This window comes from Ruminococcus sp. 8Y-12 (assembly GCF_058119865.1).
The window spans coordinates 4,124,601-4,147,994 of sequence record NZ_CM176623.1; the positions used below are offsets into that span (position 1 = coordinate 4,124,601).

Annotated in this window: 23 protein-coding genes and 2 pseudogenes; 6 read left to right on the forward strand and 19 right to left on the reverse strand. The window is 47.1% G+C overall.

Going from position 1 to position 23,394, the window contains the following annotated elements:
- Positions 1–8: 8 nt before the first annotated feature.
- The 14 genes from AC0THY_RS16625 to spoIIIAA all read right to left on the reverse strand — a co-directional run bounded on the left by AC0THY_RS16625 (position 9) and on the right by spoIIIAA (position 10,541).
- The gene (locus AC0THY_RS16625; RefSeq protein WP_489991711.1) at positions 9–896 is read right to left on the reverse strand and encodes a polyprenyl synthetase family protein; all 888 of its coding nucleotides are present in this window, start codon (positions 894–896) and stop codon (positions 9–11) included.
- Positions 886–1,107, reverse strand: a complete 222-nt coding sequence (gene xseB / locus AC0THY_RS16630; protein ID WP_489991712.1) for an exodeoxyribonuclease VII small subunit — start codon at positions 1,105–1,107, stop codon at positions 886–888. Before xseB ends, AC0THY_RS16625 begins: the two co-directional genes overlap by 11 nt.
- Before the next feature lie 66 nt (positions 1,108–1,173).
- Positions 1,174–2,370, reverse strand: a complete 1,197-nt coding sequence (xseA, locus tag AC0THY_RS16635; protein WP_489991713.1) for an exodeoxyribonuclease VII large subunit — start codon at positions 2,368–2,370, stop codon at positions 1,174–1,176.
- Between the two features lie 14 nt (positions 2,371–2,384).
- On the reverse strand, positions 2,385–2,780 hold the full coding sequence (gene nusB, locus AC0THY_RS16640) for a transcription antitermination factor NusB (protein ID WP_489991714.1): 396 nt from the start codon (positions 2,778–2,780) through the stop codon (positions 2,385–2,387).
- A gap of 126 nt (positions 2,781–2,906) precedes the next feature.
- A complete protein-coding gene (locus AC0THY_RS16645) occupies positions 2,907–3,293 on the reverse strand; it encodes an Asp23/Gls24 family envelope stress response protein (protein ID WP_489991715.1) in 387 nt (128 codons plus the stop codon).
- Between the two features lie 208 nt (positions 3,294–3,501).
- A complete protein-coding gene (locus AC0THY_RS16650; RefSeq protein ID WP_489991716.1) occupies positions 3,502–5,115 on the reverse strand; it encodes a peptide chain release factor 3 in 1,614 nt (537 codons plus the stop codon).
- A gap of 267 nt (positions 5,116–5,382) precedes the next feature.
- Complete coding sequence (locus AC0THY_RS16655) at positions 5,383–6,174, reverse strand: SpoIIIAH-like family protein (protein WP_489991717.1); 792 nt, start codon at positions 6,172–6,174, stop codon at positions 5,383–5,385.
- 12 nt (positions 6,175–6,186) lie between these two features.
- Positions 6,187–6,750, reverse strand: a complete 564-nt coding sequence (locus tag AC0THY_RS16660) for a stage III sporulation protein AG (RefSeq protein WP_489991718.1) — start codon at positions 6,748–6,750, stop codon at positions 6,187–6,189.
- A gap of 3 nt (positions 6,751–6,753) precedes the next feature.
- A complete protein-coding gene (locus AC0THY_RS16665; protein ID WP_489991719.1) occupies positions 6,754–7,308 on the reverse strand; it encodes a stage III sporulation protein AF in 555 nt (184 codons plus the stop codon).
- A 3-nt stretch (positions 7,309–7,311) separates the two neighbouring features.
- Entirely contained in the window at positions 7,312–8,451 is a 1,140-nt protein-coding gene (locus AC0THY_RS16670) for a stage III sporulation protein AE (protein WP_489991720.1), read from the reverse strand.
- Between the two features lie 9 nt (positions 8,452–8,460).
- Positions 8,461–8,841, reverse strand: a complete 381-nt coding sequence (gene spoIIIAD, locus AC0THY_RS16675) for a stage III sporulation protein AD (RefSeq protein WP_489991721.1) — start codon at positions 8,839–8,841, stop codon at positions 8,461–8,463.
- Positions 8,842–8,853: 12 nt separating this feature from the next.
- A complete protein-coding gene (gene spoIIIAC, locus AC0THY_RS16680; protein WP_489991722.1) occupies positions 8,854–9,048 on the reverse strand; it encodes a stage III sporulation protein AC in 195 nt (64 codons plus the stop codon).
- Positions 9,049–9,063: 15 nt separating this feature from the next.
- The gene (locus tag AC0THY_RS16685) at positions 9,064–9,582 is read right to left on the reverse strand and encodes a stage III sporulation protein AB (protein WP_489991723.1); all 519 of its coding nucleotides are present in this window, start codon (positions 9,580–9,582) and stop codon (positions 9,064–9,066) included.
- On the reverse strand, positions 9,579–10,541 hold the full coding sequence (gene spoIIIAA, locus AC0THY_RS16690) for a stage III sporulation protein AA (RefSeq protein ID WP_489991724.1): 963 nt from the start codon (positions 10,539–10,541) through the stop codon (positions 9,579–9,581). The genes AC0THY_RS16685 and spoIIIAA overlap by 4 nt, the downstream gene beginning before the upstream one ends.
- A 1,270-nt stretch (positions 10,542–11,811) precedes the next feature.
- On the opposite strand from spoIIIAA, the gene arcC reads away from it, so the two are divergent.
- Entirely contained in the window at positions 11,812–12,741 is a 930-nt protein-coding gene (gene arcC / locus AC0THY_RS16695) for a carbamate kinase (protein ID WP_489991725.1), read from the forward strand.
- Between the two features lie 49 nt (positions 12,742–12,790).
- Here the strand turns inward: arcC and AC0THY_RS16700 are convergent, their stop codons facing one another.
- The 3 genes and pseudogenes from AC0THY_RS16700 to AC0THY_RS16710 all read right to left on the reverse strand — a co-directional run bounded on the left by AC0THY_RS16700 (position 12,791) and on the right by AC0THY_RS16710 (position 16,511).
- Complete coding sequence (locus AC0THY_RS16700) at positions 12,791–14,134, reverse strand: ABC transporter permease (protein WP_489991726.1); 1,344 nt, start codon at positions 14,132–14,134, stop codon at positions 12,791–12,793.
- A complete protein-coding gene (locus tag AC0THY_RS16705; protein WP_489991727.1) occupies positions 14,135–15,778 on the reverse strand; it encodes a COG1361 S-layer family protein in 1,644 nt (547 codons plus the stop codon). It abuts the gene before it with no gap.
- Positions 15,775–16,511, reverse strand: a pseudogene (locus AC0THY_RS16710) (ABC transporter ATP-binding protein). The gene AC0THY_RS16705 and the pseudogene AC0THY_RS16710 overlap by 4 nt, the downstream one beginning before the upstream one ends.
- A gap of 191 nt (positions 16,512–16,702) precedes the next feature.
- Here AC0THY_RS16710 and AC0THY_RS16715 point away from each other — a divergent pair.
- The 5 genes and pseudogenes from AC0THY_RS16715 (at position 16,703) to AC0THY_RS16735 (ending at position 20,618) form a co-directional block, all read left to right on the forward strand.
- The gene (locus AC0THY_RS16715) at positions 16,703–17,011 is read left to right on the forward strand and encodes a response regulator (protein ID WP_489991728.1); all 309 of its coding nucleotides are present in this window, start codon (positions 16,703–16,705) and stop codon (positions 17,009–17,011) included.
- 94 nt (positions 17,012–17,105) lie between these two features.
- Positions 17,106–18,311, forward strand: a complete 1,206-nt coding sequence (locus AC0THY_RS16720) for an IS256 family transposase (protein ID WP_489994182.1) — start codon at positions 17,106–17,108, stop codon at positions 18,309–18,311.
- A 161-nt stretch (positions 18,312–18,472) separates the two neighbouring features.
- Positions 18,473–18,892 (forward strand): annotated as a pseudogene (locus AC0THY_RS16725) (response regulator transcription factor); the annotation flags it as partial.
- On the forward strand, positions 18,885–20,255 hold the full coding sequence (locus AC0THY_RS16730; RefSeq protein ID WP_489991729.1) for a HAMP domain-containing sensor histidine kinase: 1,371 nt from the start codon (positions 18,885–18,887) through the stop codon (positions 20,253–20,255). The pseudogene AC0THY_RS16725 and the gene AC0THY_RS16730, both read left to right, overlap by 8 nt.
- A 147-nt stretch (positions 20,256–20,402) precedes the next feature.
- Positions 20,403–20,618, forward strand: coding sequence for a helix-turn-helix domain-containing protein (locus tag AC0THY_RS16735; RefSeq protein WP_489991730.1), 216 nt, complete (start codon positions 20,403–20,405; stop codon positions 20,616–20,618).
- 78 nt (positions 20,619–20,696) lie between these two features.
- On the opposite strand, the gene metA is transcribed toward AC0THY_RS16735, so the two are convergent.
- On the reverse strand, positions 20,697–21,617 hold the full coding sequence (gene metA, locus AC0THY_RS16740) for a homoserine O-acetyltransferase MetA (RefSeq protein WP_489991731.1): 921 nt from the start codon (positions 21,615–21,617) through the stop codon (positions 20,697–20,699).
- A gap of 172 nt (positions 21,618–21,789) precedes the next feature.
- Entirely contained in the window at positions 21,790–23,394 is a 1,605-nt protein-coding gene (gene cls / locus AC0THY_RS16745; protein WP_489991732.1) for a cardiolipin synthase, read from the reverse strand.

The following is a 23,394-nucleotide window of genomic DNA, read 5'->3' on the forward strand; positions in this document are numbered from 1 at the left end:
TTCACCCTCTATTTTTCCCGGTATACCAGCTGTAAAATCAGTTCCCTGAGAAATGCATTTTCCCGCCCCAGTCCGTCCAGGGTCTGTATCGCCCTGTCGGATACCTCTTTCACATCCGCCGTAGCCTTATGCAGACCCTCCAGGGTCACGTAAGTCGTTTTTTTATTCTTCTCATCACTCATCACAGGTTTGCCCAATACCTCCATGGTGCTGGTTACATCCAGTATATCATCCTGGATCTGAAAAGCCAGACCGATATCAGAAGCGATCTGTTCCACGGTCTCAAGCTCCTGTTCACTTGCTCCCGCCAGAACTGCCCCAACGACCATAGACGCTTCGATCAGCGCGCTTGTCTTAAGTCTGTATATGAAATTCAGCTTTTCCCTGGACAATTCCTGGCCCACAGAAGCCACATCAACAGACTGTCCGCCCATCATTCCATAGATACCTGTTTTCCTGGAAAGTGTCCTGATCGCACACCCGATCCTCTCATTTTCTGGTTCCAACTCAAAGGCTACGGCCGCTGTCTCATAGGCTAGATTCAGCAGTGCATCCCCCGCCAGTATACCCATGGCCTCCCCGAACACCACATGCGTGGTCTTCCTTCCCCTGCGGTACTCATCGTTGTCCATGGCCGGCAGGTCATCGTGGATGAGAGAATGGGTATGTATCATCTCTATCGCGGCCATGAAAGGCTCCACCACCTCTGTGCTGCCGCCGAACATCCGGTACGTCTCCAGCATCAGCAGTGGCCTCAAACGTTTCCCCCCTGCGGTCATACTGTAATTCACAGCCTCCAGAAGCGTCTTTTGAAAGCCTTCCTCTTCTGGAAGGTATTTTTCAATAATGCACTGTACCTCCTGCGTGCGCAGGTCCATTTGTTCTTTAAAATTCATTCGTCTCTCCATTATCATTCAAAACAAGCATCTTCTTTTCCACCTTGTCAATCTTCTGGCTGCATTCCTTTAAAAGCTCCATACCCTCCTGGTATTTTTTAAAGGAATCCTCCAATGTGATATCCCGGCTTTCAAGGGCCTCTATGGTTACATCCAACCTGGAAAAAGCCTCCTCAAGCGTCAGCTCTTTCTTTTTTTCATCCTGTGCCATCCTATGCCTCCTCCATCACTTCTGCCTGACTTTGTTGCAACCTTGTTTACTGTTCACAGTAACACCTTATCCCTCTTTCTCCTCCACACGCGTGATTAGGCAACCGTCGGATACATACACTCTCATCCGGCTGCCTGCCTCCACCTGGGAGACAGAGGTGACTTTTCTGTTTTCCTCATCCGCTGCAAAGGCATATCCCTGTTTTAGCTTATCCAGGGGTGAGAGCCCTCTCAGCTTTTCCACATAAAGCATCATCCGGTGCCTGGCAGTTGTTACTTTTCCTTCCATCAGAACTCCCAGACGCTCCTCAAGCTCCGCGAGCTGCTGGCGCTTTTCCCGTATCTGGTTTTCGGGGCTTAAATATCCCACCTTCAGCCGGTACTGTTCCAGTCTGCTTCTGGCCTCCCGTATCTGTCCGGCAAGCAGGCGCTCCAGGGTAATCTGATACTGCAGTATCTGCTGCTGGGTCTGGCGGATGTCCTCCACCGCCAGCTCCGCAGCCGCGGAGGGTGTGGGGGCGCGCAGATCGGCTACATAATCTGCAATGGTGGTATCCGTCTCATGGCCCACGGCAGAAATTACGGGTGTGGCGCACTCAAAGATCGCCCTCGCCACCTTCTCCTCATTGAAGGCCCAGAGGTCCTCAATGGAACCGCCGCCCCGGCCCACGATCATCAGATCCACGCCGTACTCATCCAGCAGACGGATCCCCTTTACTATGCTTTCCGCGGCACCTTCGCCCTGTACCAGAGCAGGATACAGGATCAACTGCACATAGGGATTGCGCCTTGTGGAGATATTCATGATATCCCGAATGGCCGCCCCCGTAGGCGCAGTGACCACACCCAGCTTTTTCACATGCCTGGGAATGGGCTGCTTGTAATCACTGGCAAACATCCCCATCTCCTCCAGCTCCCGCTTCAGAGCCACAAATTTCTCATAGAGCAGTCCCGCTCCGTCCAGGATGATCTCACTCGCGTACAGCTGGTAGCGTCCGTCCCGCTCGTACACATTGATCCCACCCAACACCACCACCTGCTGTCCGTTCTCCATATGAAACCCCAGACCCTTTCGGGAACCTGCAAACATCACGCAGGCAATGGCACCTGTCTCGTCTTTCAGGGAGAAATAGATGTGACCGGAAGTGTGGTATTTGCAGTTGGACACCTCCCCCTTCACATAGATCCTCCTCAGTACAAAGTCCTGGGTAAACATGTTTTTGATGTACGCATTGATCTGTCCTACGGAGTACGCCTTCTGCATCTGTCCACCATCCTCTATACCAGTTTTGCCAAAATTCCGTTAATAAATGCGGAAGAATCATCTCCTCCGAATGTTTTTCCCAGCTCAACGGCCTCGTTGATGGCCACGCCCACCGGAATATCCTCATCATACTTCATCTCATAGACTGCAAGCCGCAGAATGGTCAGATCCACCTTGCCCATTCTGCCTGTCTTCCAGCCTTTGGAAACCTCATCTAAGGCCTGGTCGATCCCCGGCAGCTTCTCCTTTATATGGGCATACTTTTCCTCTATGTACTCGTGGTCCGCCTCCTTTACCTCTGACAGCTCCTCAAAGTACATTTTAACCTGTTCCGGAAGTTCCTCTTCCTGATGAAATTCCACAAAAAACAGCAATTTGAATATATGCTCTCTCAGTTCTCTTCTTGTCATATTCTTTTCCTTTTCTCATTCAGACCCTTCGGCCCTTTGTTTTCCCGAAAGCCATCTGCTTCCCATGTGCAGAAAAAGGATGTCTTAACACAGACACCCCCTTACGCTTTTCCCGCTTTTTGCATCCTATCTGCGATTGTCCATGCTCACGCTGGCAATCCTGACATTCACGCTCGATACCGTCAGCCCTGTCATATTTTCAATGGACGCTTTTACTTTCTCCTGCACCTTTTTGCTGGTCTTGGGTACGCTGTATCCGTATGCGATGTTGAGTCCCACATCCACCTGTACCACGCCTTCCTCCACAGTGACCTTGATGCCCTTTGAGAGGTTCTTCATTCCCAGCTTTCCCACCAGCTCGTTGGTGATGTTTCCCGCCATGCTGGCCACACCCTCCACCTCAGTGGCAGCCAGGCCCGCGATGATGGCCACTACCTCATCCGCGATCTGTACCTGTCCGAAACTCTCTTCGCTCTGTATTGTATAACTGTTCTGATTGTCTTCTCTGCCCATACACGTAACCTCCTGTATTTGTTCGCTCTTCGTAGCTGTTCCGTACCTTCCTGTTGTTTGTTTCAATTCACGCTTGGTAATTTAACAGAGTACGACCACATCTTTCGATGCGTTGATTGACTTTATGTCATGTTTGTTGAATCGTTACCGCTTTTCTTTTTATTATACCAAACTGTATATTTTTTAGCAAATATATTTTCGGGTATAATCAGGAGCGCCCGAACTCGGTCAGCACCAGACCTTCATTTCGCTCCTGAGTCATACGGATACTCCATTCATTGACCCATAACAGCAGCGGATTACCTTTTAAATCCTTAACTTTCTTCATGTCAGAGGTACCCATCAGCTTATTCAGGTCAATATCCTTATTCTCAATCCAGCGTATATACTCATAGGGCAGATTTTCCATGCGGATTTCCACATTGTATTCGTTTTCCAGGCGGTATTTGAGCACTTCAAACTGAAGCACACCCACCACGCCCACAATAATCTCCTCCATACCGGTGTTGAACTCCTGGAAAATCTGGATCGCGCCCTCCTGGGCAATCTGATTGATCCCTTTGACGAACTGCTTGCGCTTCATGGTATCCACCTGACGCACTCTGGCGAAATGCTCCGGCGCAAAGGTGGGTATGCCCTCATAGGCAAATTTATTTCCCGGCATACAGATCGTATCACCAATGGAAAAAATCCCCGGGTCAAACACTCCGATGATATCCCCCGCGTAGGCTTTGCTCACAATGTGCCGCTCCTGGGCCATCATCTGCTGAGGCTGGGAAAGGCGCTGCTTTTTGTTTCCCTGGACATGGTATACCTCCATCCCCGCGTCAAACTCTCCGGAACAGATGCGCATAAAAGCAATCCTATCCCTGTGGGCTTTGTTCATATTCGCCTGAATCTTAAATACAAATGCGGAAAAGTCCTCCTCCATGGGATCAACCTGGCCGATATCCGCAGTCCTGGGCAGTGGAGAAGAGGTCATCTGCAGGAAATGTTTCAGAAATATCTCCACTCCAAAGTTGGTGAGCGCAGATCCAAAAAATACAGGGGATAGCTGCCCTTTATTCACCATCTCCTGGTCAAACTCCGCACTTGCGCCGTCCAGCAGCTCGATTTCCTCCATCAACTGGCTTTTTTGATCCGGAGTTACGATCTCATCAATCTCCGGTGAGTCCAGATCAATCTCTCTTGCTTCTCCCTCCTTTGTCCCCTTCTCTGTATCCGTAAACACGGTAATCCGGTGACTTCCGCGCTCGTAAACGCCTTTAAAGCTCTTTCCTGAACCGATGGGCCAGTTAATGGGACAGGTAGCGATGCCCAGCTCTTTCTCTATGTCATCCAAAAGCTCAAAGGTGTCATTGGCATCCCGGTCCATTTTGTTGATAAAAGTAAAAATCGGTATATGGCGCATCACACAGACTTTAAAAAGCTTCCTGGTCTGTGCCTCCACGCCCTTGGACGCATCAATCACCATCACCGCAGAGTCTGCTGCCATGAGGGTGCGGTAGGTATCCTCAGAGAAATCCTGATGTCCCGGTGTGTCCAAAATATTGATGCAGTAACCTCCGTAATTAAACTGCAGCACAGAGGAGGTTACGGAGATACCTCTCTCCTTTTCAATCTCCATCCAGTCAGACACAGCATGCCTGGCAGTTGCCTTGCCCTTCACAGAGCCGGCCAGATTAATGGCTCCTCCATAGAGGAGAAATTTTTCCGTCAGGGTCGTCTTACCTGCATCCGGATGGGAGATGATGGCAAATGTACGGCGTTTTTTTATTTCTTCTTTAATATCGGTCACGATAGTACCTCCAATGAAATTCATATTATCCCAGGCTATTTTAGCAGGGTTGATGGGGGCTGTCAACCTGCCTGATGTCAGTATCCAAAAAAGAATACTGTGGGTGGTAGCAGTTCATGATGGGAAAGAGGACGCTTCCTCCGGAGCAGAGCGTTGCACGTGTTTGCGTGAGAGATGCCAACGCCCGGGTGACGTCCGGATGATACCCCCTAACGAAGCAACCAAAATGCCGCAGGCGTGTCTTACGCTCTGCGGCAATCCGGCGGCCGGCTCTTCCGGCCCCTGCTCTTATTATTCTTGATTCTGTTCCTGATCCTGTGTTGCATCCGTGGTGGACTTCATAGGAGTGATCACAATGTTCTCACCAGATACTTCGGTCTTTCTCTTTACAATATCCTCAATCTGGGCGCGCTGCGCATCCGTCACTTCCGACTGTGCAATGACCACGTCCACTGTGCCGTCCGTGATGCTGACAACCGCGTTCTCAAAGCCCTTGGATTCCAGCAGAAGCTCTGCAGCGGCTTCTTTCTCAGCAATCTTTGTCAACTCTGTCATGCTGTTGATGGCATCCTGTTTCTGGTCGTCTGATATGTTCACATTGTTGATCACTTCCAGCAGAGTCTCTTTATTCTTTGCTCTGACCTGCTCCCTGGAAAGCTTGGCTTCCGCCGCAAATCCGGAACTTCCCGGAATGCTGGTAAGTACTGCTTCCCCAGGCGTGTCTGTCACCTGTTCTGCGTCTGCCGCATCGGAAGCTGCCGCTTCATCGGATATTTCACCCTCTGCCTGAGCGCTGTCCGTCTCCGCAGCCTGGGCGTTTTCCGCCTCCGCCGCATCCTCAACGGTGAGTGAGCCATCCGAATAATCTTCATCCAGACTCTCAATGTCCACTAATGCACTGTCATCGCCTGTCTCCCCTGTCTCGGTCGTCTCGGTCTCTTTTTTCACGCTGTCCTTATCCGCTATGGTCTGAGATACCTCTGACCCCAGCTTTGTCCCCGAATAGTTCAGGTAACCGGCTACTGCGATCATAACAGCCAGTGCAGTGATGATGATTTGATTCTTCTTAAAGATATGTTTCACACTTCCCCCTCCTTAATTCATCTTCATTACTTTGATTTTATGCGGCTCGACTCCAAATAATGCCATAACTGCCTCAGTAATATTCTGAACCACTACGGAATTATCACCTCCCTGGGCCACAACAACAACACCTGCAATCTCCGGTTCCAGCTCCTCCACCACGTAGGGGGTCTGGCCTCCGCCTCCATCCTGGGTATACACTGTTTCCTCCCCCAGGGTATGTTCCTCCACACTGCGGCTTCCGCCTTCACTGTCCTCCTCCTTGGTGCTTTGATCCGTTACCGGACTATCCTTCTCCACGATCTTTTCACCGCTGGATCTCTTGGTGATCATTACCTCCACCTTTCCTACTCCGGACACCTTCTCCAATGCCTGCGTCAGACGCTTTTCCAGTATCTCCATATCCGTATCTGCGGTTTTCGTCTCTTTGGGCACAACCTCCTCCTTTTCTGCAGTTTTCGGATTTACCGGCATGGCAATCACTAAAATCAGGATTCCCACCAAAACCAAAATAAACCACTGGTTTTTCTTCATATGTTTCATCTTTTCCAGAAGCTTTGATGTTCCCTTTTCCATAGGCTACTCCTGTACAATAATATTTATATTATCCATAGAAATATGATAGACTTCCTGAATCTCTTTTTTTATGTTTTCTGCGTCATCCTGGGTCTGAGTGTTCCCCACCTTGGGAATAGAGATCTCCTCCCCCTGCTTTGGAGCAATCTTAAGCGCTACCTCACGGATCATCTGCACCCCATCCTCCCCATCCTCAAAAGTAATGTCCGTATCTACAGGAGAAAAGTCATAGGCCTTGACTACCTCCTCAATCTGCCGCTTCAGCTCTTTTTTGTATGCTTCATTAATTTTCTCGGAGCGGAACTCCTCCATTCCCTGTTTCGTCAGTTCCAAGTTATCCACCTCCTCCTTTAAGCTTTCCATCCGCCACGCCTTTTCAAAGCTTCCGGATACCTTCACCAACTCGGCCAGAGGGTTCAGCACAATCACCACCAGCAAAAGTCCGCCGAAAAAGCGCACGTATTTTTTGAAAGCTCCCCCTGGCAACACCTGTAAAAATACGTTGAGAATGCACAGAAAACAGACAATGTTCCGAATCCACCCGTAAAAAGCCTCCATATATTACCCCCCTTTAATGGATGCAGTGGCCATGGCAATGGATACAAAAAACAGAACCCCTGTCATCAGCAGAATCCTCATCAGCAGAGCTGCACCTTCCCCCACACTGCTGACACATCCCAACATACGCTTGTCCGTAACCGGCTGTATCAGGGCTGCCATGACTTTGTATAAGAGTGTGCAGATGCCAAGTCTCACAAACGGAACCAGGCAGATCAGGGTGAGTAGGATCAACCCTGCTGCCCCAATGGCATTTTTGATCAGAAGAGCGCTCCCCAAAACCACCTCCGTGACCCCGCTGAAAATATTTCCCACACCCGGAATTGCACCTGCTGTCTTGTTCATCACAGTAGTTTTGAGTGCGTCCACAGCGGGTAGGATCAGACTTTGGACTGCCTGAAAACCGATTGCTGCTGCCACCAATGTCTTTAGCGTCCACTCCACAAAGGTTTTCAGAAGCTCTGCCATTTTGGAGAGATACTCCTCCTTTGTGAGATAGTTCAGCATTGAGAACAGCACAAACAGATTAACTGCCGGCAGCACCAGGTACTTGAGCACCCACTGAATCACTGTGATCAGGATCAGTGTCAGCTCATAAAAACCGGCTCCTGAGATGGAACCTGAGGCAAAGGCTGCAGCCAGAAAGTAGGAGGGAATCAACAGCTTCATAAATGTCAGGATGTGGTTCAAAGTATCCGTGGTCATAGAGCTCATGCTGTAGAATGCTTTCATCAGCATGGTAAAAAGCAGCAGATACATCATATAAAAGCTCACGTCCGCCACCTGACTCTTCTCAAACACATTGGCAAAATTTGTAAAAACGGCAGCTACAATGATCAAAATCAAGATATGTACTGCCGTATCCTTGTGCTGTTCCAGTTCAGAGAAAAGCGCGTTTTTGGCCAGATCTCCTACCGCCCCGGCCGACAGAGGTATTTCTCCCTTTACCAGCTGCTTCACCGCCTCCGTAAAGCTAAAGGACTTGTCCTCCAAAAGCTCCTCCAGAGTATCGTCAATCTCATCCAGCCCCAGCTCCCCCATAAAGCTGTCTGTAAACTCATCCTCAGCAGCCTGCACCTGTATTTTACAAAGGCCTGACCCAATAATCATCAAAACCAGCACCAACAACCTTATTCTTTTCACGGATCACCTCTACATCAGAAACTCATTGATGGTATCCAGAAGCGCTAAAATCACGGGGGTGCTGATTGCCAGTATGGATATCTTTCCAAAAAACTCAATCTGCCCTGCAATGGCAGAGTACCCTGCGTCTTTACAGAGGTTGGACGAAAAATCAGCGATGTATGTGATCCCCACTATCTTCATGAGGGATGTCAGGTATGAATCTTTCAGGCTGATGTAGTCCCGCAGGGTCTGGAGCGTATCTGTCATAAAGGACAGCTTGTTCAGTGCATAAAAGAAGATCAGCAAACAGGTTGCCATACTGATATACACACAAAACTGCGGTTTTACCTCTTTAATCAAAAGTGCAGTTAATATGCCCGTCAGTCCCAGGATCGCAATTTTCAGCATAGTATTTCCCCCTTACAGTGAAAATAGGCTTTTTATGCTCTCAAACAATTGATTAATATAGGGAAGTATCCAGAAGAGTACCAATATCAGTCCTGCCAGGCTTGCCAAAAAAGCGTGTTCCTCTCTTCCGCTCTGTTTCAGTACCTGGCTCAACACTGAGACCAGAATACCCACAGCCGCTATTTTAAAGATCAGATTTACACTCATGCCCATCTCCCTTCCCTAAATAAAGATAATGGCCAGAAACAGTCCGCCCATCAGCCCCAGATAACGGCAGAGCTTTGCTTTCCCCGCAAAAGCCTCCGCCGCCCTTTTATAGGAATCCTCCAGCTGGTTCTGGTAAAGCGCGAGAGCATTCAGCTGCATCTGCGCATCCAGATACCCCAACTGCTCGCCCAGTCTCTTCAGTTGTTCCAGGTCCTCCGTAGCCAGAGCCGTATCCCTTAAGTCCTGCTCTACATGCTGTGTGAAGATTTCCTGCACCGTATCCCCCCGGAACTCTTCCATATGTTCCGCCATGTTTTCTAAAAAAGCACCAAAGGGCTCGCAGATGCGCCCGGCCACATGCCTGAAGCACTCGGAGAGTGTAGAGTTGGCACACCGGATTTCCCCCTCCAGCATTCCCACCATTCTCCTCATCTCTCTCAATTGTACAAGGCGTTTTTCCATCTCCCAGCTCACAGCCAGTCCTACGGCAGTGGAGCCTGCGATTACCAGTCCTATACCCAGCCACCGGATCATCCGCCCCGCCTCCCCTCATAGAGGATACTTCCCCTTTCGTCCATGATTTCCCGCACACTCCCCACACCCCCTTGGTTATGTAGGACAATGTAACGCTCAAAAACCCTCTCCTTCACCAGCTTCTGAAGCAGCGGTTTGCGCCTGATATCCTCCATATCACATCCATGAACGGTGGCTATCAGCTTGCACCCGCAGTTTACCACCGTCTCAATGGCATGGATGTCCTCATAATCCCCGATCTCATCCACTGCAATCACTCTGGGGGACATGGAACGGACCAGCATCATCATGCCCGCTGCCTTGGGACAGCAGTCCAGCAGATCCGTGCGCATCCCCAGGTCATTTTGGGGAACTCCCAGGTAGGCCCCGCCGATCTCGGAGCGCTCATCCACAACCCCCACAGTTTTTCCCGAACAGTATTTGCCCCCATTGGAGATCTGCCGGATCAGGTCCCTTAAAAGGGTTGTCTTGCCGCAGCGGGGCGGGGAAATGATCAGAGTGTGGCACACCTCCCCTTCCTTTACCACATAGGGTATCACCGGGTCCGCGCAGCCCTTTACCTGGTGGGAAAGCCTTACGTTCAAAAAAGAGATATACTTCACATTTCGGACCCTCTCCCCATCCATGATGATGCGGCCCGCCACCCCAACCCTATGGCCTCCCTGAATCGTGAGAAATCCCTGGCGCAACTCCTCCTCATAGGCATACATGGAATAATTGGCAATATATTCCATTGTCTCCAGCAGTTCCTTTTTGCTCACAATGTATCCGCTTGTCTCACTGTTTTTCAACTCTCCGCCCTCTGTGACAAAGTATTCTCTTCCCCGGTAGGTAAGCATCATGGGCCTTCCTACCCTCAGCCTGATCTCCTGTACCTGTCCAAAGTCAGCACAGATCTTTGACAATATGGTTCTTATATTCATAGAAAAGATTTTTATAAACTCGTCCTTTTCCTTCATGGCCTCACCCCTTTTACACAATATATGTGAGGTCCTTCCTTTTATGATAGGAAATTCCAAAGGACTTTTCCGGGAAAGAACAAAGAATGTACCTTGGCTGGGAAATGGAATTTTTTATTATACAAAAAAAGCACTGCCCAGGCTTTTCTCTGCCCGGCAATGCTCTTGACTAATACGAAACACAAAAAGAACGGATATGCAGTTTTTTATCAGTTTCACAGTTTTCTCATCTATAAGATTCTCTACTGGATAAAAATATTGTTTCTTATAATAGCTGTTCCATTTTCCTCATTTCATCGAACTTCCAATGACTTTTTCCATCTTCAATAATTACTCTTCATTATAATAAATACTTTCATCTAAATGATTTCTTTTTTATAATCTACTCTTCATTACTGCAATGACCAGTTTCATTTATTTGTCTGATTACTTTACTTTAATGGTTTTAGCTAATTATAACAATTATTTTTATTTCGTCAGATCGTCTCATTCATGGAACCTTTCTGTTACTTACAGATTTCACTCACATATCCGTTCCTAATGGACTTCAATCATTCTGTACCTCTTCCTTGTCTCTGTGCTATACAAAAACAACTCAATTTAAGTTTTTGGTGGTCCATACCTCTCTTTCTCAGATTTCGTTGCTTATTTTTTCATTCACCTTCCTAAACACTTGTTTCAATCCGCTCTTAATTATTTAATAGAGCACGACTTTATCAACTGATCATGTTGAATTTGAATGATTTCTTTAGTATCCCACTGGACTGTCCTCCTTATGTTTCTTTCCCAAGTTTTCTTTTAACTTATCTCTTTCTCTTTTGTTGTTTTCATTATATCTCTATATAGCTGTTTTGTCAAGTATTAATTTGATTATTTTTTCGATATTCATAAATTTTCAGAATATTTTTTTATTTTCAGACTATTGGTCTTTTTATTTCACCCATCACTGCCTTCTTCATTACATGCAATATTCTCCTTACTGATCACCCTCTTAAGATGCACAAAACAACGTTTTCCCCTTTACATATTGCTTTTTATATCACAAACTTATATAATAATGATGTTGTAATTAAAACATATTGTAACTATTCCGTACCTACACAATTGCATGCAAAAATCCATTTAAAATCACCTTCGTTGACGGAATTTTTGCACTCCTGAATCATTTTCTTACGGTCAGCGCAATAGATCAGCAGACCTGTTGCATAGTTACAAGATTTTTTAAAAAATTTTGGAATATAAAAAAGTAGACATAGAAAGAGGTAGACATATGAAAAGAAAAGTTGTGATTGCATTGGGACACAGAGCTTTGGGCACTACATTTCCGGAGCAGAAGGTTGCTGTGAAGCGGTCTGCCGAGGTGCTTGCCGACATGGCAGCGGAAGGCTGCCAGTTAATCATTACACACAGCAATGCGCCCCAGGTGGGCATGATCCACACTGCCATGAATGAATTTGGACGTGCACATCAGGACTACACGGTAGCTCCCATGTCTGTTTGCTCTGCCATGAGCCAGGGCTATATTGGCTATGACCTGCAGAACGCACTGCGCTCTGCGCTTCTCAAGCGCGGCATCTGCAAGCCGGTGAGCACGGTACTCACCCAGGTCCTGGTAGATCCCTACGATGAAGCTTTTTACAAGCCGGTGAAAATAATCGGACGCTATATGACTCCCGAGGAAGCCGAGGAGGAAGAGAAGAAGGGAAACTATGTGGTGGAGGAACCTGGCAAAGGCTTCCGACGCATTGTGGCCGCTCCAAAGCCCAGGGATATCATAGAAATTGATGCCATCAGGGCCCTGGTGGATGCCGGACAGATGGTCATTGCCTGTGGCGGAGGCGGTATTCCGGTTCTCCGTCAGGGAAGTGAGCTTAAAGGCGCCAGCGCCATCATTGAAAAAGATTACGCCAGCGGTAAACTGGCTGAATTGTTGGAAGCTGATATTCTGATGATCCTCACCAATGACGAGAAGGTGTGTCTGGACCACACCTCCTCCTCCCCGAGACCACTTGACCTGCTCGACACAGATACGGCGGAGGTATACATCCAGGAGGGACAGTTCGGCGAAACTGCCATGCTTCCCAAGATAAGAGCCTCCGTGGATTTCATAAAAGCAGGCCAGGGCAAACAGGCCATCATCACAAATCTGGAACACGCTCTGGAGGCCCTGGAGGGCAAGTCAGGCACCATAATTCGTTAATGCTACGGCGGCAGGTACACAGCTTGAGACTTGCCGCCCTTTTCTCCCTCTAATACCTCATGGCCTCCAGCGCAGACACCTTCACAGCCTTGTTGGCAGGGTAATATCCTGCTGCAATGCCCATGAAAATGGAAAAAACGATGGCAAACCCAATGAGCCACAGCGGAATTACAGACAGAGGACTGCCCTCCTGAGCGGACAAATTCATACCAAAGGAAATCCAGATACTAATGATGCTGCCCACGGTCCCACCCATCAATCCAATCATTCCCGCCTCCAGCAGGAATTCCCTGCGAATATCTTTCACATAACATCCCAGCGACTTCATAATGCCAATTTCCTTTGTCCTTTCCGTGATGGACATTATCATTGTATTGGCAATACCGATGGCTGCCACTAACAGGGAGATGGCCCCCAGCCCTCCAAACATCAGTTGTTTCTGACGCGCCTCCTTTTCCATAGGCTTTCGAATGCTCTCCATGGAACTGGTCTGATACCCCATGCCCTGAAGGGTTTCCTCCACCTGAGCCACATGTCCTATGTCATCCACCTGGATAATCACCTGCGTGTACTCCTTTGAAACCTTCTTGCCTGAGATTTTGGCAATCTCCTTTTGCAGACTTTGCAGATCCCCCAGGCGCATGATGATTCCATATACCGTCTCCTCCCCTTTGCCAAAATCATCTTCTACCTTGCCTACAATACTTAGCTGGACCAGTACCTGACGTTTGCTCTCTGCGGCACTCTGGCCGCCATTTTCTTCCCCAGGTTCTCCCCCTCCAAAGGATGATGCGCTGTCTTTTGCCCCTTTTACAATCTGTACCTTTTCTTGAAATACATTCACATAGGGCTTGGCGTCCGGGTTACTCCAGAAATCCACCATATTCTTTCCCTCTGGCTTCTTTTTGTCTTGGAAAGCAAAGGCAAATTCTTTTCCTATTATGGCTTCATAACTTCTGTCCCCAGGAAACCGCCCTTCCAAAAGCTTATATCCGATTTTTTCGAAAGCTTCATCCGGAATCCCGATCACGGTAATGCCCTCTGCCTGATACCGGTCATCCTTTCCCACTGTTATCTGCAAGTCATCCAGGGGCAGACCCGCCTTTGGCGCTGCCAATGTCACATGCTTCAGTCCCGAGGCAGCTTCCACCATTGCGGCGTCCAGTTTTGCCCTGTCTTTCTGGCTGCCGCCGGCAGGCAGAACGGTAATGGTGGACAAATCCCCCATCTCCTGAAGCATCCTTTCCTGAGACTCCTTCATTCCAAGCCCAATCGAAATCATGATCACAATGGAACAGCACCCGATGACTACTCCTGAAACAGTGAGCAGGGTTCTCCCTTTCCTTCTCTTTAAATTTTGAAGACACATTCTAATCAGATCTTTTGTTCTCATCTAAAAGTCATCCTCCAGTTCTTCCAATAACTTTGTCTCTCTTGCTGACTTTCTCTTCCTGTGCCAAAAGAAGCCTCCCAGGACAATGGCAATGATTCCAATGGCTGCCGCTGCCCAGCCCCATACACCCGGATTTTGGCTGTTTTCAACCTCCCCTTGTGCTCCATAGTCCATTCCCTCCCCCTGTATTCCCATCATATTGCCTCCCATGGCATACTCATCCGATGGCTCCAGCGCCTCCAGTTCCACCTTTTTTTCAATCTGCTGCTGTTTTCCGTCAGAGTCCTCGTATGTGATGGTGACAATGGCTGTCTGCTTTCCCAACTCATGGGGTGTCACCAGAAAATCAATGGTTCCGCTGGCACCGGATTCAAAATTCCCCAAATACTTATAACGCTCCTCAGCTTCCATCCCCGTCTCCAACTTGGCTTCCACATTTGAAATGGTACCCTTTCCTTTATTCACATATGGCAGGCTGATGGTCGCTTCCGAGTCCTGGTGAACTTCTCCGTCCGGCTTTGCCTCGCTTATCAGAAAACGGTCCGGCTGTGAGAAGGGCAGACCCAGCTTTTGGGACGCGGTTGCCTGGCTTCGCGTCTTTTTCACAACATATTCATACTTTAAATTCAGATCGATCTTTGCATCCTCGGGTTTTCCGTTGGCCAGGGCTTTCAGGGAAATCACCTCTGTCACAGAACCCCCCGCAGGTATTTTGTCTATGTAGAAGGTGTTCGTCCCGTCAGCCAGGGAAAGCGCTTCCCCTAGATCCAGGGATAGGATCATATTCTCCACCGCAGTACCGCAACTGGTATTTTTCAACTCCAGCTTCAATGTAAAATCCTTGCCCGCTGTGACCTTTTTTCCATACTCAAACTTGCTGATAATAACATTCGGAGTGGGAACGTCTATCTCCTTTATGTCTCCACCATCCGAGGGGCTGTCGCCGCCTCCCCCATAACTTCCCCCATCGGTTTCTCCTCCCCCAGTATTTGGTCCATCCCCCTTTGGCTGTGCTGTTTTCTCTTTTCCCGTGTTTGTGGGTATAATGATCTGCTCATCCTTCTGCCCGTGCACGATTCCAGAGGGAGTGTCATAGTCGTAGCGAACCTTCACACGCAGGGTCTGCGCTGAGGAGGACACGGTTTTCTCTGTTTTCAGCTTAACGGAACACTCCACAGTCTTCCCTCCTGAAATATCCCCTGGTAAAATGGTTGCAGATGACTCCTGCAGCACCATCTCCTTTGTTCCCTCCAGAGAGATCTCTACATTTTTCAGCGGATAGCTCTGCCTGGAATTGTCCAGAGTAAGGATAACCTGAAATTTATCTCCCGGCATTATCTTTTGCTCCATTTTTCTTCTTCCCACTTTTAGCACGGGCTCCAAAACCTGTTTGACTGTCTCTTTTTCCGCATCCTGGGGCTTTTGGGTTTCCTTTTCCTTTTGATCCTGCTCATTTTTGCCCGGTGTGTCCGTGCTGTCCTTCTCTCCCTTGGACTGTCCGGACTCTTTATTCTCATTCTCGTTTTCCTCACTGGCTGCCTGAACCGGATTCCCCTGCTCCTGAGCCGCCTTCACGGTGATACCCTGTATCCCTGTACAGGAGACCACAAATAAGATTGCCGGTATAAGTATGCGTCTTTTCACTGTTCCTCCTCCGTTCTCCTATGTATTTGTTCCTTTTTATCTGTTCTCCTCACTTTGTGGTCATCCACAATCTCCCCGTCTATCAGCTTGACAATCCGGTCCGCATAGCCTGCCATCTCAGGGTCATGGGTCACGAGTACCAATGTCTGCCTGTGTTTTCTGGCAATTTCCAACATCATGGCCATGATCTCTTTTGTGGTCCTTGTATCCAGATTTCCTGTGGGTTCATCGGCAAATACCACCTCCGGATGTGCCGCAAACGCTCTGGCAATTCCCACCCTCTGCTGCTGTCCTCCGGACATCTGTGTTGGATAATGGGACATTCTATTCCCCTGCCCCACCTTTTTCAATATCTGAGCAGCCTGCCGGTTCCTGCTTTTCTCTTCTACTCCCCGAAACATCAGGGGAAGCGCCACATTCTCCCCAGCCGTCAGGTAGGGAAGCAGATTGTAGGCCTGAAAGATAAATCCCAAATGCTGCTGCCGGAATGCTGCCATCTGGTTTTCATTCATCCCCGTCACAGGTGTCTGGTTGATGATAATCTCCCCCTGGTGGGTTTCTCCAATCCTGCCAGTAAGTTTAGCAGAGTGCTCTTTCCTGACCCAGATGTGCCGAAAATGCAGCATACCTCCCCCTCCTCTATGGTGACGTTAATATTATTCAGGGCCACAATTTTTTCTTCTCCCACCCTGTATACCTTCCGTATATTTTTCACTTGAATCATCGCTTTCATCGTGTCCTCCTTTACTCCTGCAACGATACAGTAAAAATCCAAAGAAATGCCATATAGATTTGTGAAGAATTATGAAGTTGGATGCTTTCTGTAGAAAGGGCAGCCTATTTATGATAAAATTTTTGTGAAGTAAACACACAGCCCTTTTGCCCGCAAGTTAAATTTGAATATAGGTTAGGAGTGCATGGCGTATGGAAAATATAAAGAGAAAAATATTAATCGCAGATGATGACAGCGCGATCCGGGAAGTCATCCGGATTCTGCTGGAAAGCGAAGGCTATGATATCGTGGAAGCTGCCAATGGGGAGGAAGCAGTCAAGCGAATGGATAATACTATCGACCTAGTGATACTGGATGTTATGATGCCGGGTTGTTCGGGCATCACCGCTTGTACACATATCCGCAGGGAATATCTGGCTCCCATACTTTTTTTGACAGCAAAATCCACTGACACGGATAAGGTGATCGGATTTTCCGAGTCTGTGAAAGTTTTTCTGTAAATAAAGATTCTAAGGGTCTTCTATGATAAAATAAAATCATAGGAGGCCTTTTATTATGGCAAAAAGAGAAAAGAAACCAGTACACAGAGTACAAATGACAGAAGGAAAACGCAACATCATCCATCAGCTCTTGGAGGAGTATGACATTGAGTCTGCACAGGATATTCAGGATGCACTCAAAGATTTACTTGGCGGAACCATCAAGGAAATGATGGAAGCTGAAATGGATGACCACCTTGGATACGAAAAATCCGAGCGTTCAGACAGTGATGATTATCGTAATGGCTACAAATCCAAACGTGTTAACAGCAGCTATGGCTGCATGGATATCGATGTTCCTCAGGATCGTAAGTCAACCTTTGAACCTCAGGTTGTAAGAAAACGCCAGAAGGATATCTCTGATATTGATCAGAAAATCATCTCCATGTATGCAAAAGGAATGACTACCCGACAAATATCTGAAACGATGGAGGATATTTATGGTTTTGAAGCATCAGAAGGATTTATTTCAGATGTAACAGATAAGATTCTTCCACAGATTGAAGACTGGCAGAACCGTCCATTGGATGAGATTTATCCAATCCTGTACATAGATGCCATTCATTATTCTGTCCGGGATAATGGCGTGATTCGAAAATTAGCCGCATACGTTATTCTTGGGATCAACACAGAAGGAAAGAAGGAAGTTCTGACAATCAATGTCGGAGATAATGAAAGTTCTAAGTATTGGCTCTCTGTGCTGAATGAACTAAAAAATCGTGGAGTAAAAGATATCCTCATCATCTGTGCCGATGGGCTTAGCGGAATCAAAGAAGCTATTGCTGCTGCATTCCCTAAAACAGAATACCAGCGTTGCATTGTCCATCAGGTTAGAAATACTCTAAAATACGTACCTGACAAAGACCGTAAAGCATTTGCAACAGACCTTAAAACCATCTACCATGCACCAGATGAGAAGAAAGCGCTGGAAGCCCAGGAACGGGTCAGCGAAAAATGGACACCTAAATATCCCAATTCCATGAAACGCTGGAGTGATAACTTGGAGGCCATATCCCCGATTTTTAAGTTTTCTTCACAGGTTAGAAAGGTCATTTACACGACGAATGCGATTGAAAGCCTGAACGGCACCTATCGCAAGCTGAATCGTCAGAGAAGTGTATTTCCGAGCGATACCGCTCTGTTAAAAGCACTTTATCTGTCCACATTTGAAGCCACGAAGCGTTGGACAACAACAATTCGGAACTGGGCTCAGGTCTATGGGGAACTGAGTATCATGTATTCGGACCGACTGCCAGAATAAGAAGTACAGTCCTGAAAAAGGCGGGAATCACTCGCCTTCTCTTGACATGCAAGGATATCTAAAGTATATATAAAACAAGAGCTGGAAGCTAATTCCTTAACTTACCAGCTCAAACTTATCATAGAAGAACTGTATTTACAGACTTTTCTTCACACACTCGATTTTCCGTGGGGGGAGACGACTATCTGAGCAAACCTTTTTCCTACACGGAACTGCTCTCCAGAGTCAAGGCTCTGATCCGCCGCTACCACGTCTACAACCAATCCAGCTCCTCCCAGGACCCCTGTATACATATTCAAAATCTGAGCATTGATACGGATACCCATCAAATTTTGAGAGATGACGAAGAAATCTTTTTGACGGATATTGAATATCAGATTTTCCATTTGCTGGCCACCAACCGGAATAAAATCTTCTCTGTCCAAAATATCTATGAGAGCGTGTGGAATGAGCCATATTTCTCCACCTCCAACAACACGGTCACGGTACACATTCGAAATATACGCAAAAAATTGGAGCCGGATGTACAAAACCCAAGGTATATCCAGAACGTATGGGGAAGGGGGTACCGCATTGTCTAAAATAAAAAAACTGCTGACAAAAAGCCTTGCTATGGAACTGCTCTTTTCTGTAATATTTTCACTGGTCTTTGCCTATTTCTCCTATCATGTCTCCCAGGATATTGGTTATAACTATTTGGACAATAAATATAACAGCGATGACTTCATGCTCTATAAAGAAAAAAAGCTTCAAACAGAGCTTCAGAAATACATTGACCAGGAATCCATTCGCTCACAAAACATTCAGCTGCTGAAGGACTGGGCCTCAGAGCAAAAATCCACACTGACACTCTATTACAATCATCAGCTCATGCTGGATTCAGAGGGTGAAACCATTTACGACACTTCTTCCGCCACCGACTCCGCCCAGGATACGATGATAGATTATTCCCTGAACATGTATCCGGATGAATATCTGCTGGAGGGCATGCGAAGCTACACTGTTACTCTGACAGACTCTAAAGAGATGAAGGCAGCTTTTTATTATTATGGCTATTACACCTATTATTCACTGGTGCACAATGCTGCCCTCACCATTGGGATTGTTGTATTTTTGATTCTATTTCTTCTCTTCATACAGAAGAAAGTGAAATACATACACCATCTGTCAGACGATCTATATATTTTGGAGGGCGGAAATCTGGAATACGAAGTGTTTGAGAAGGGCAATGATGAGCTTTACCTCTTGGCCAATGGCATCAATAAGATGCGCGTATCTATCCTCAGGAAGCAAGAGAGAGAAAATTACAACCGGGACGCTAACCAGAAACTGGTCACCGCCCTCTCCCACGACATCCGCACCCCCCTCACATCCCTGATCGGGTATTTAGAGCTGCTGCGACTGCACCGGTACAAGGATGAGGAACAGCTCACCCATTTTTTGGAGACATCGATTCAGAAATCCTATCAGATCAAGGACCTGTCCGACAAACTGTTTGAGTATTTTATTGTGTCTGAAAAGACAGAGGACTCCTATAACAAGGAACCCATTCCCACCAATGTGCTCCTGGACAGCCTTGCGGACAATCAGCTGTTTGATCTGGAAAATTCCGGTTTTGAGGTGCAGAATAACTTTGACCAGGAGGTTTTCTCCAAAACCTGCCTGATTGACATTGAATTTATACAGAGAGTGCTGGACAATCTTTTGTCCAACATTAAAAAATACGCAGACCCCTCCTTTCCTGTGAAAGTGGAGGCGCACGAAGGAGCCGGGAAGTTCCTCCTCCGGTTTCACAACATCCCTTCTCTCCTTCGTGACAATGTGGAGAGCACCGGGATCGGCATCAAGACCTGTGAGAAAATCATGCGGGAACACGGAGGCGATTTCCGTTTTTCGCAGGAAGAGGAGACCTTTATCAGCACCTTGACCCTCCCTGTTCTTTAACAGACCCCGTTACTCACTGCTTCTTTTTATTCCGCTGTAACATTGCCATTATATAGGCAATACACAATTATCTTTTTATTTGTAATAATAAAAACAGACAAAAGACAAAGCAGACGCAAAAGTACAAAAGATAAAGTGAGAATAAAAATGATAAGGTACAATAAAATATGGGATCTACTGAAGGAGCGAGAAATTAGTCAATACAAATTGATTAATTGCTTCGGATTGAGCAGAGGACAGCTGGATCGGCTGAAGAAGAACGAAAATGTAACCTTACATACCATTGATGTGTTGTGCAATATACTGGAGTGCAATCCAGAAGACATTTTAACGCATACAAAAGATGGTAACAATCATTTTTAAGGCGGATAGCAAAGAACGTGCTTCTCCAAAAAGTTTACAGGCAGCATACTGACCAAAATCAGATGCTGCCTGTAAACTTTAGAAAGGTGTTCCCGCCATGTCATAAGGCGTCACCTGATATACGTAATAATTCAGCCAGTTAGTATACAAATTGTTGGCGTGGGCCCTCCACATCAACAGCGGCTTGTTGCTGCAATCATTATCCTTATAATAATTCTTGGGAAGCTGAATGTCCATTCCCTTTTCCGTATCCCTTCTATATTCCCCGTCCAGGGTAATCCGGTCGTATTCCGGGTGGCCCATGACAAATATCTGCCTTCCGCCCTTGGCCATACCCAGAAAGAATCCCGCCTCTTCAGACTCCGCAAGTATGGTGATGCTCTCGCACGCCCTGATATCCTCCAGGGGGACTTCCGTATGTCTGGAGTGGGGCGCTAAGAACACATCGTCAAACCCTCTTACCAGAGGAATTTTTCGATTCAGCACCCTATGCCAGAAAAGTCCGAACATCTTCTCAGGCAGGGCTTTCTTTTGCAGTCCGTAGTGATGATAGAGTCCCGCCTGAGCAGCCCAGCACAGATAAATGGTGGAGGTAACGTTTTGGTCGCTCCAGTTCATAATGGTCACCAATTCCTCCCAGTAATCCACTTCCTCAAACTCCATGTTCTCCACAGGTGCTCCTGTGATAATCATGCCGTCAAACTTTTTGTCCTTTATCTGGTCAAAAGTCAAATAAAACTTATTGAGATGGCTGGTGGAAGTATTTTTCGACTCATGGCTGCTCATGGTCATGAAAGTCACATCCACCTGCAGTGGTGTGTTGGACAGGGATCGCAGCAGCTGAAGCTCTGTCTCCTCCTTCAGGGGCATCAAGTTTAAAATCAGAATCTGAATCGGGCGTATATCCTGATGGACAGCCCGGTTCTCATCCATGACAAATATATTCTCTCTCTCCAGAATTTCTTTTGCGGGCAGTTCCGCCTGAACCTTAATAGGCATACTCTCACCTTCCCTTTTCCATTTACTGTAAATCCACAGATGCCAAGTCATTGTGATTTATACAGTATATCACACAGTCGGCGTATTTCGAAAGTCTAATTTCACAGTACATCTGTCCGCTTAACATGGACGTTACGGTTCCATCCGTGATCAGCGGCACCTAGATATTTTGCTACATCAGAGGAGCAAACAGCCGCAATACTTTGCCTGCTATCCGGTTAAACAGGGGCTGCTTCTTGTAATCCTCCTGGCTCATTTGCTGACACTGCCTGAGCGTATCCTGGAAGTCTTTCTCAATTTTGGGAATCTCCGAATTTTTGTACATATAGGCTGCACACTCAAAATGCAGATAAAGGCTGCGGTAATCCAGGTTTATGGTTCCCACCACTGCTTTCCTGTCATCGGATGTGAACACTTTCGCATGTACAAAGCCAGGAATGAACTCGTAAATCTGTACTCCGGCATCCAGCAGCTCATTATAATAGGTCTTAGCCAGTACAAAAGCGTACCATTTATCCGGAATATGGGGCATGATAATAATAACCTCCACCCCTCTCTTGGCTGCGTATGTGAGGGCAGTGATCATATCATGATCAGGGATCAGATAGGGTGTCATGATATGTACATATTTTTTTGCAGTATACAAGATATCCATATATACCTGCTCCCCCACCAGCTCTCCATCCAGAGGGCTGTCCCCGTAAGGCATCACAAACCCGTCTCCCGGCTGGGGCAGCCTGGTCTGAGGCACATTCAGATACCGGTCGAAGTTCTCCTTTTTGGAGTCTTTTTCCACATTCCACATCTCCAGAAACATAAGTGTAAAGCTCTTCACTGAGTCCCCTTTGATCATCACAGCCGTATCCTTCCAGTATCCAAAACGCTCCTTGCGGTCAATGTACTCATCCGCCAGATTAATCCCCCCGGTAAAGGCTGTATGGCCGTCGATCACCACTATCTTCCGGTGGTCTCTGTTGTTTTGGTGAGTGGAAAGTGCCGGATATACCGGGGAAAACATATGACACTTAATTCCCATAGCCTCAAGCTTTTTGGGGTATTTGAAGGGCATCATAGCCAGAGAGCACATGCCGTCATACATGAAACGTACCTCCACTCCCTCACTCACTTTTCTTTTTAAAACCTCCAGAATTGTATCCCACATATATCCTTTGGATACAATAAAATACTCCATAAATATAAAATTTCTAGCTGCCCCCAGCTCCGTTAAAAGATCAGCGAATTTATCCTTCCCACAGGGAAAATATTTGACGGATGAGTTTTGATAAGTAGGAAATCCTCCGCTCTTATAGACATATCTGGCCAGATTGCCCACCTCGTTGCTCTCTCTCTCCAGATTCAGGGCGACCACCTCACTCTGAGTCCAATAAGGCTTCGTGGTGGCATGCATGGTCTGCAGCTTCCGGTTTATCCATTTAGTACCAGGCTGCAGCTCCACAAACAGGTAGAGGAGGGCTCCGAATACCGGGGAAGCCAAGATCAGTATGATCCACACAAGTTTAAAACCCGGATCACCTGACTTGTTTATGATATGAACCACCAAAAGGATTCCCAAAACAGTCAGAACCGTATTCAAAAAGTAAACATACTCATTTAACAATCCGTATCCCACAAACAGCAGAGCTATCTGCAAAAGCAGAAGAACAATCACCACAACTGTCCTCCCAAAGAGAATTCCGAAAAATCCCTTACGCCCTTTTTCCAGTGTCTGGCTCTCATCCAGCTTCTGCCTGATTTTTTGTTTTTTCTCTTCGTACAT

Bases quoted from the DNA above. Each gene is read 5' to 3' on its own strand.
- AC0THY_RS16625 (WP_489991711.1), bottom strand. From the start codon at position 896: ATGAATTTTAAAGAACAAATGGACCTGCGCACGCAGGAGGTACAGTGC.
- xseB (WP_489991712.1), bottom strand. From the start codon at position 1,107: ATGGCACAGGATGAAAAAAAGAAAGAGCTGACGCTTGAGGAGGCTTTT.
- xseA (WP_489991713.1), bottom strand. From the start codon at position 2,370: ATGCAGAAGGCGTACTCCGTAGGACAGATCAATGCGTACATCAAAAAC.
- nusB (WP_489991714.1), bottom strand. From the start codon at position 2,780: ATGACAAGAAGAGAACTGAGAGAGCATATATTCAAATTGCTGTTTTTT.
- AC0THY_RS16645 (WP_489991715.1), bottom strand. From the start codon at position 3,293: ATGGGCAGAGAAGACAATCAGAACAGTTATACAATACAGAGCGAAGAG.
- AC0THY_RS16650 (WP_489991716.1), bottom strand. From the start codon at position 5,115: ATGAATTTCATTGGAGGTACTATCGTGACCGATATTAAAGAAGAAATA.
- AC0THY_RS16660 (WP_489991718.1), bottom strand. From the start codon at position 6,750: ATGGAAAAGGGAACATCAAAGCTTCTGGAAAAGATGAAACATATGAAG.
- AC0THY_RS16665 (WP_489991719.1), bottom strand. From the start codon at position 7,308: ATGGAGGCTTTTTACGGGTGGATTCGGAACATTGTCTGTTTTCTGTGC.
- spoIIIAD (WP_489991721.1), bottom strand. From the start codon at position 8,841: ATGCTGAAAATTGCGATCCTGGGACTGACGGGCATATTAACTGCACTT.
- spoIIIAC (WP_489991722.1), bottom strand. From the start codon at position 9,048: ATGAGTGTAAATCTGATCTTTAAAATAGCGGCTGTGGGTATTCTGGTC.
- AC0THY_RS16685 (WP_489991723.1), bottom strand. From the start codon at position 9,582: ATGATCCGGTGGCTGGGTATAGGACTGGTAATCGCAGGCTCCACTGCC.
- spoIIIAA (WP_489991724.1), bottom strand. From the start codon at position 10,541: ATGAAGGAAAAGGACGAGTTTATAAAAATCTTTTCTATGAATATAAGA.
- arcC (WP_489991725.1), top strand. From the start codon at position 11,812: ATGAAAAGAAAAGTTGTGATTGCATTGGGACACAGAGCTTTGGGCACT.
- AC0THY_RS16700 (WP_489991726.1), bottom strand. From the start codon at position 14,134: ATGAGAACAAAAGATCTGATTAGAATGTGTCTTCAAAATTTAAAGAGA.
- AC0THY_RS16715 (WP_489991728.1), top strand. From the start codon at position 16,703: ATGGAAAATATAAAGAGAAAAATATTAATCGCAGATGATGACAGCGCG.
- AC0THY_RS16720 (WP_489994182.1), top strand. From the start codon at position 17,106: ATGACAGAAGGAAAACGCAACATCATCCATCAGCTCTTGGAGGAGTAT.
- AC0THY_RS16735 (WP_489991730.1), top strand. From the start codon at position 20,403: ATGATAAGGTACAATAAAATATGGGATCTACTGAAGGAGCGAGAAATT.
- metA (WP_489991731.1), bottom strand. From the start codon at position 21,617: ATGCCTATTAAGGTTCAGGCGGAACTGCCCGCAAAAGAAATTCTGGAG.
- cls (WP_489991732.1), bottom strand. From the start codon at position 23,394: ATGTACGAAGAGAAAAAACAAAAAATCAGGCAGAAGCTGGATGAGAGC.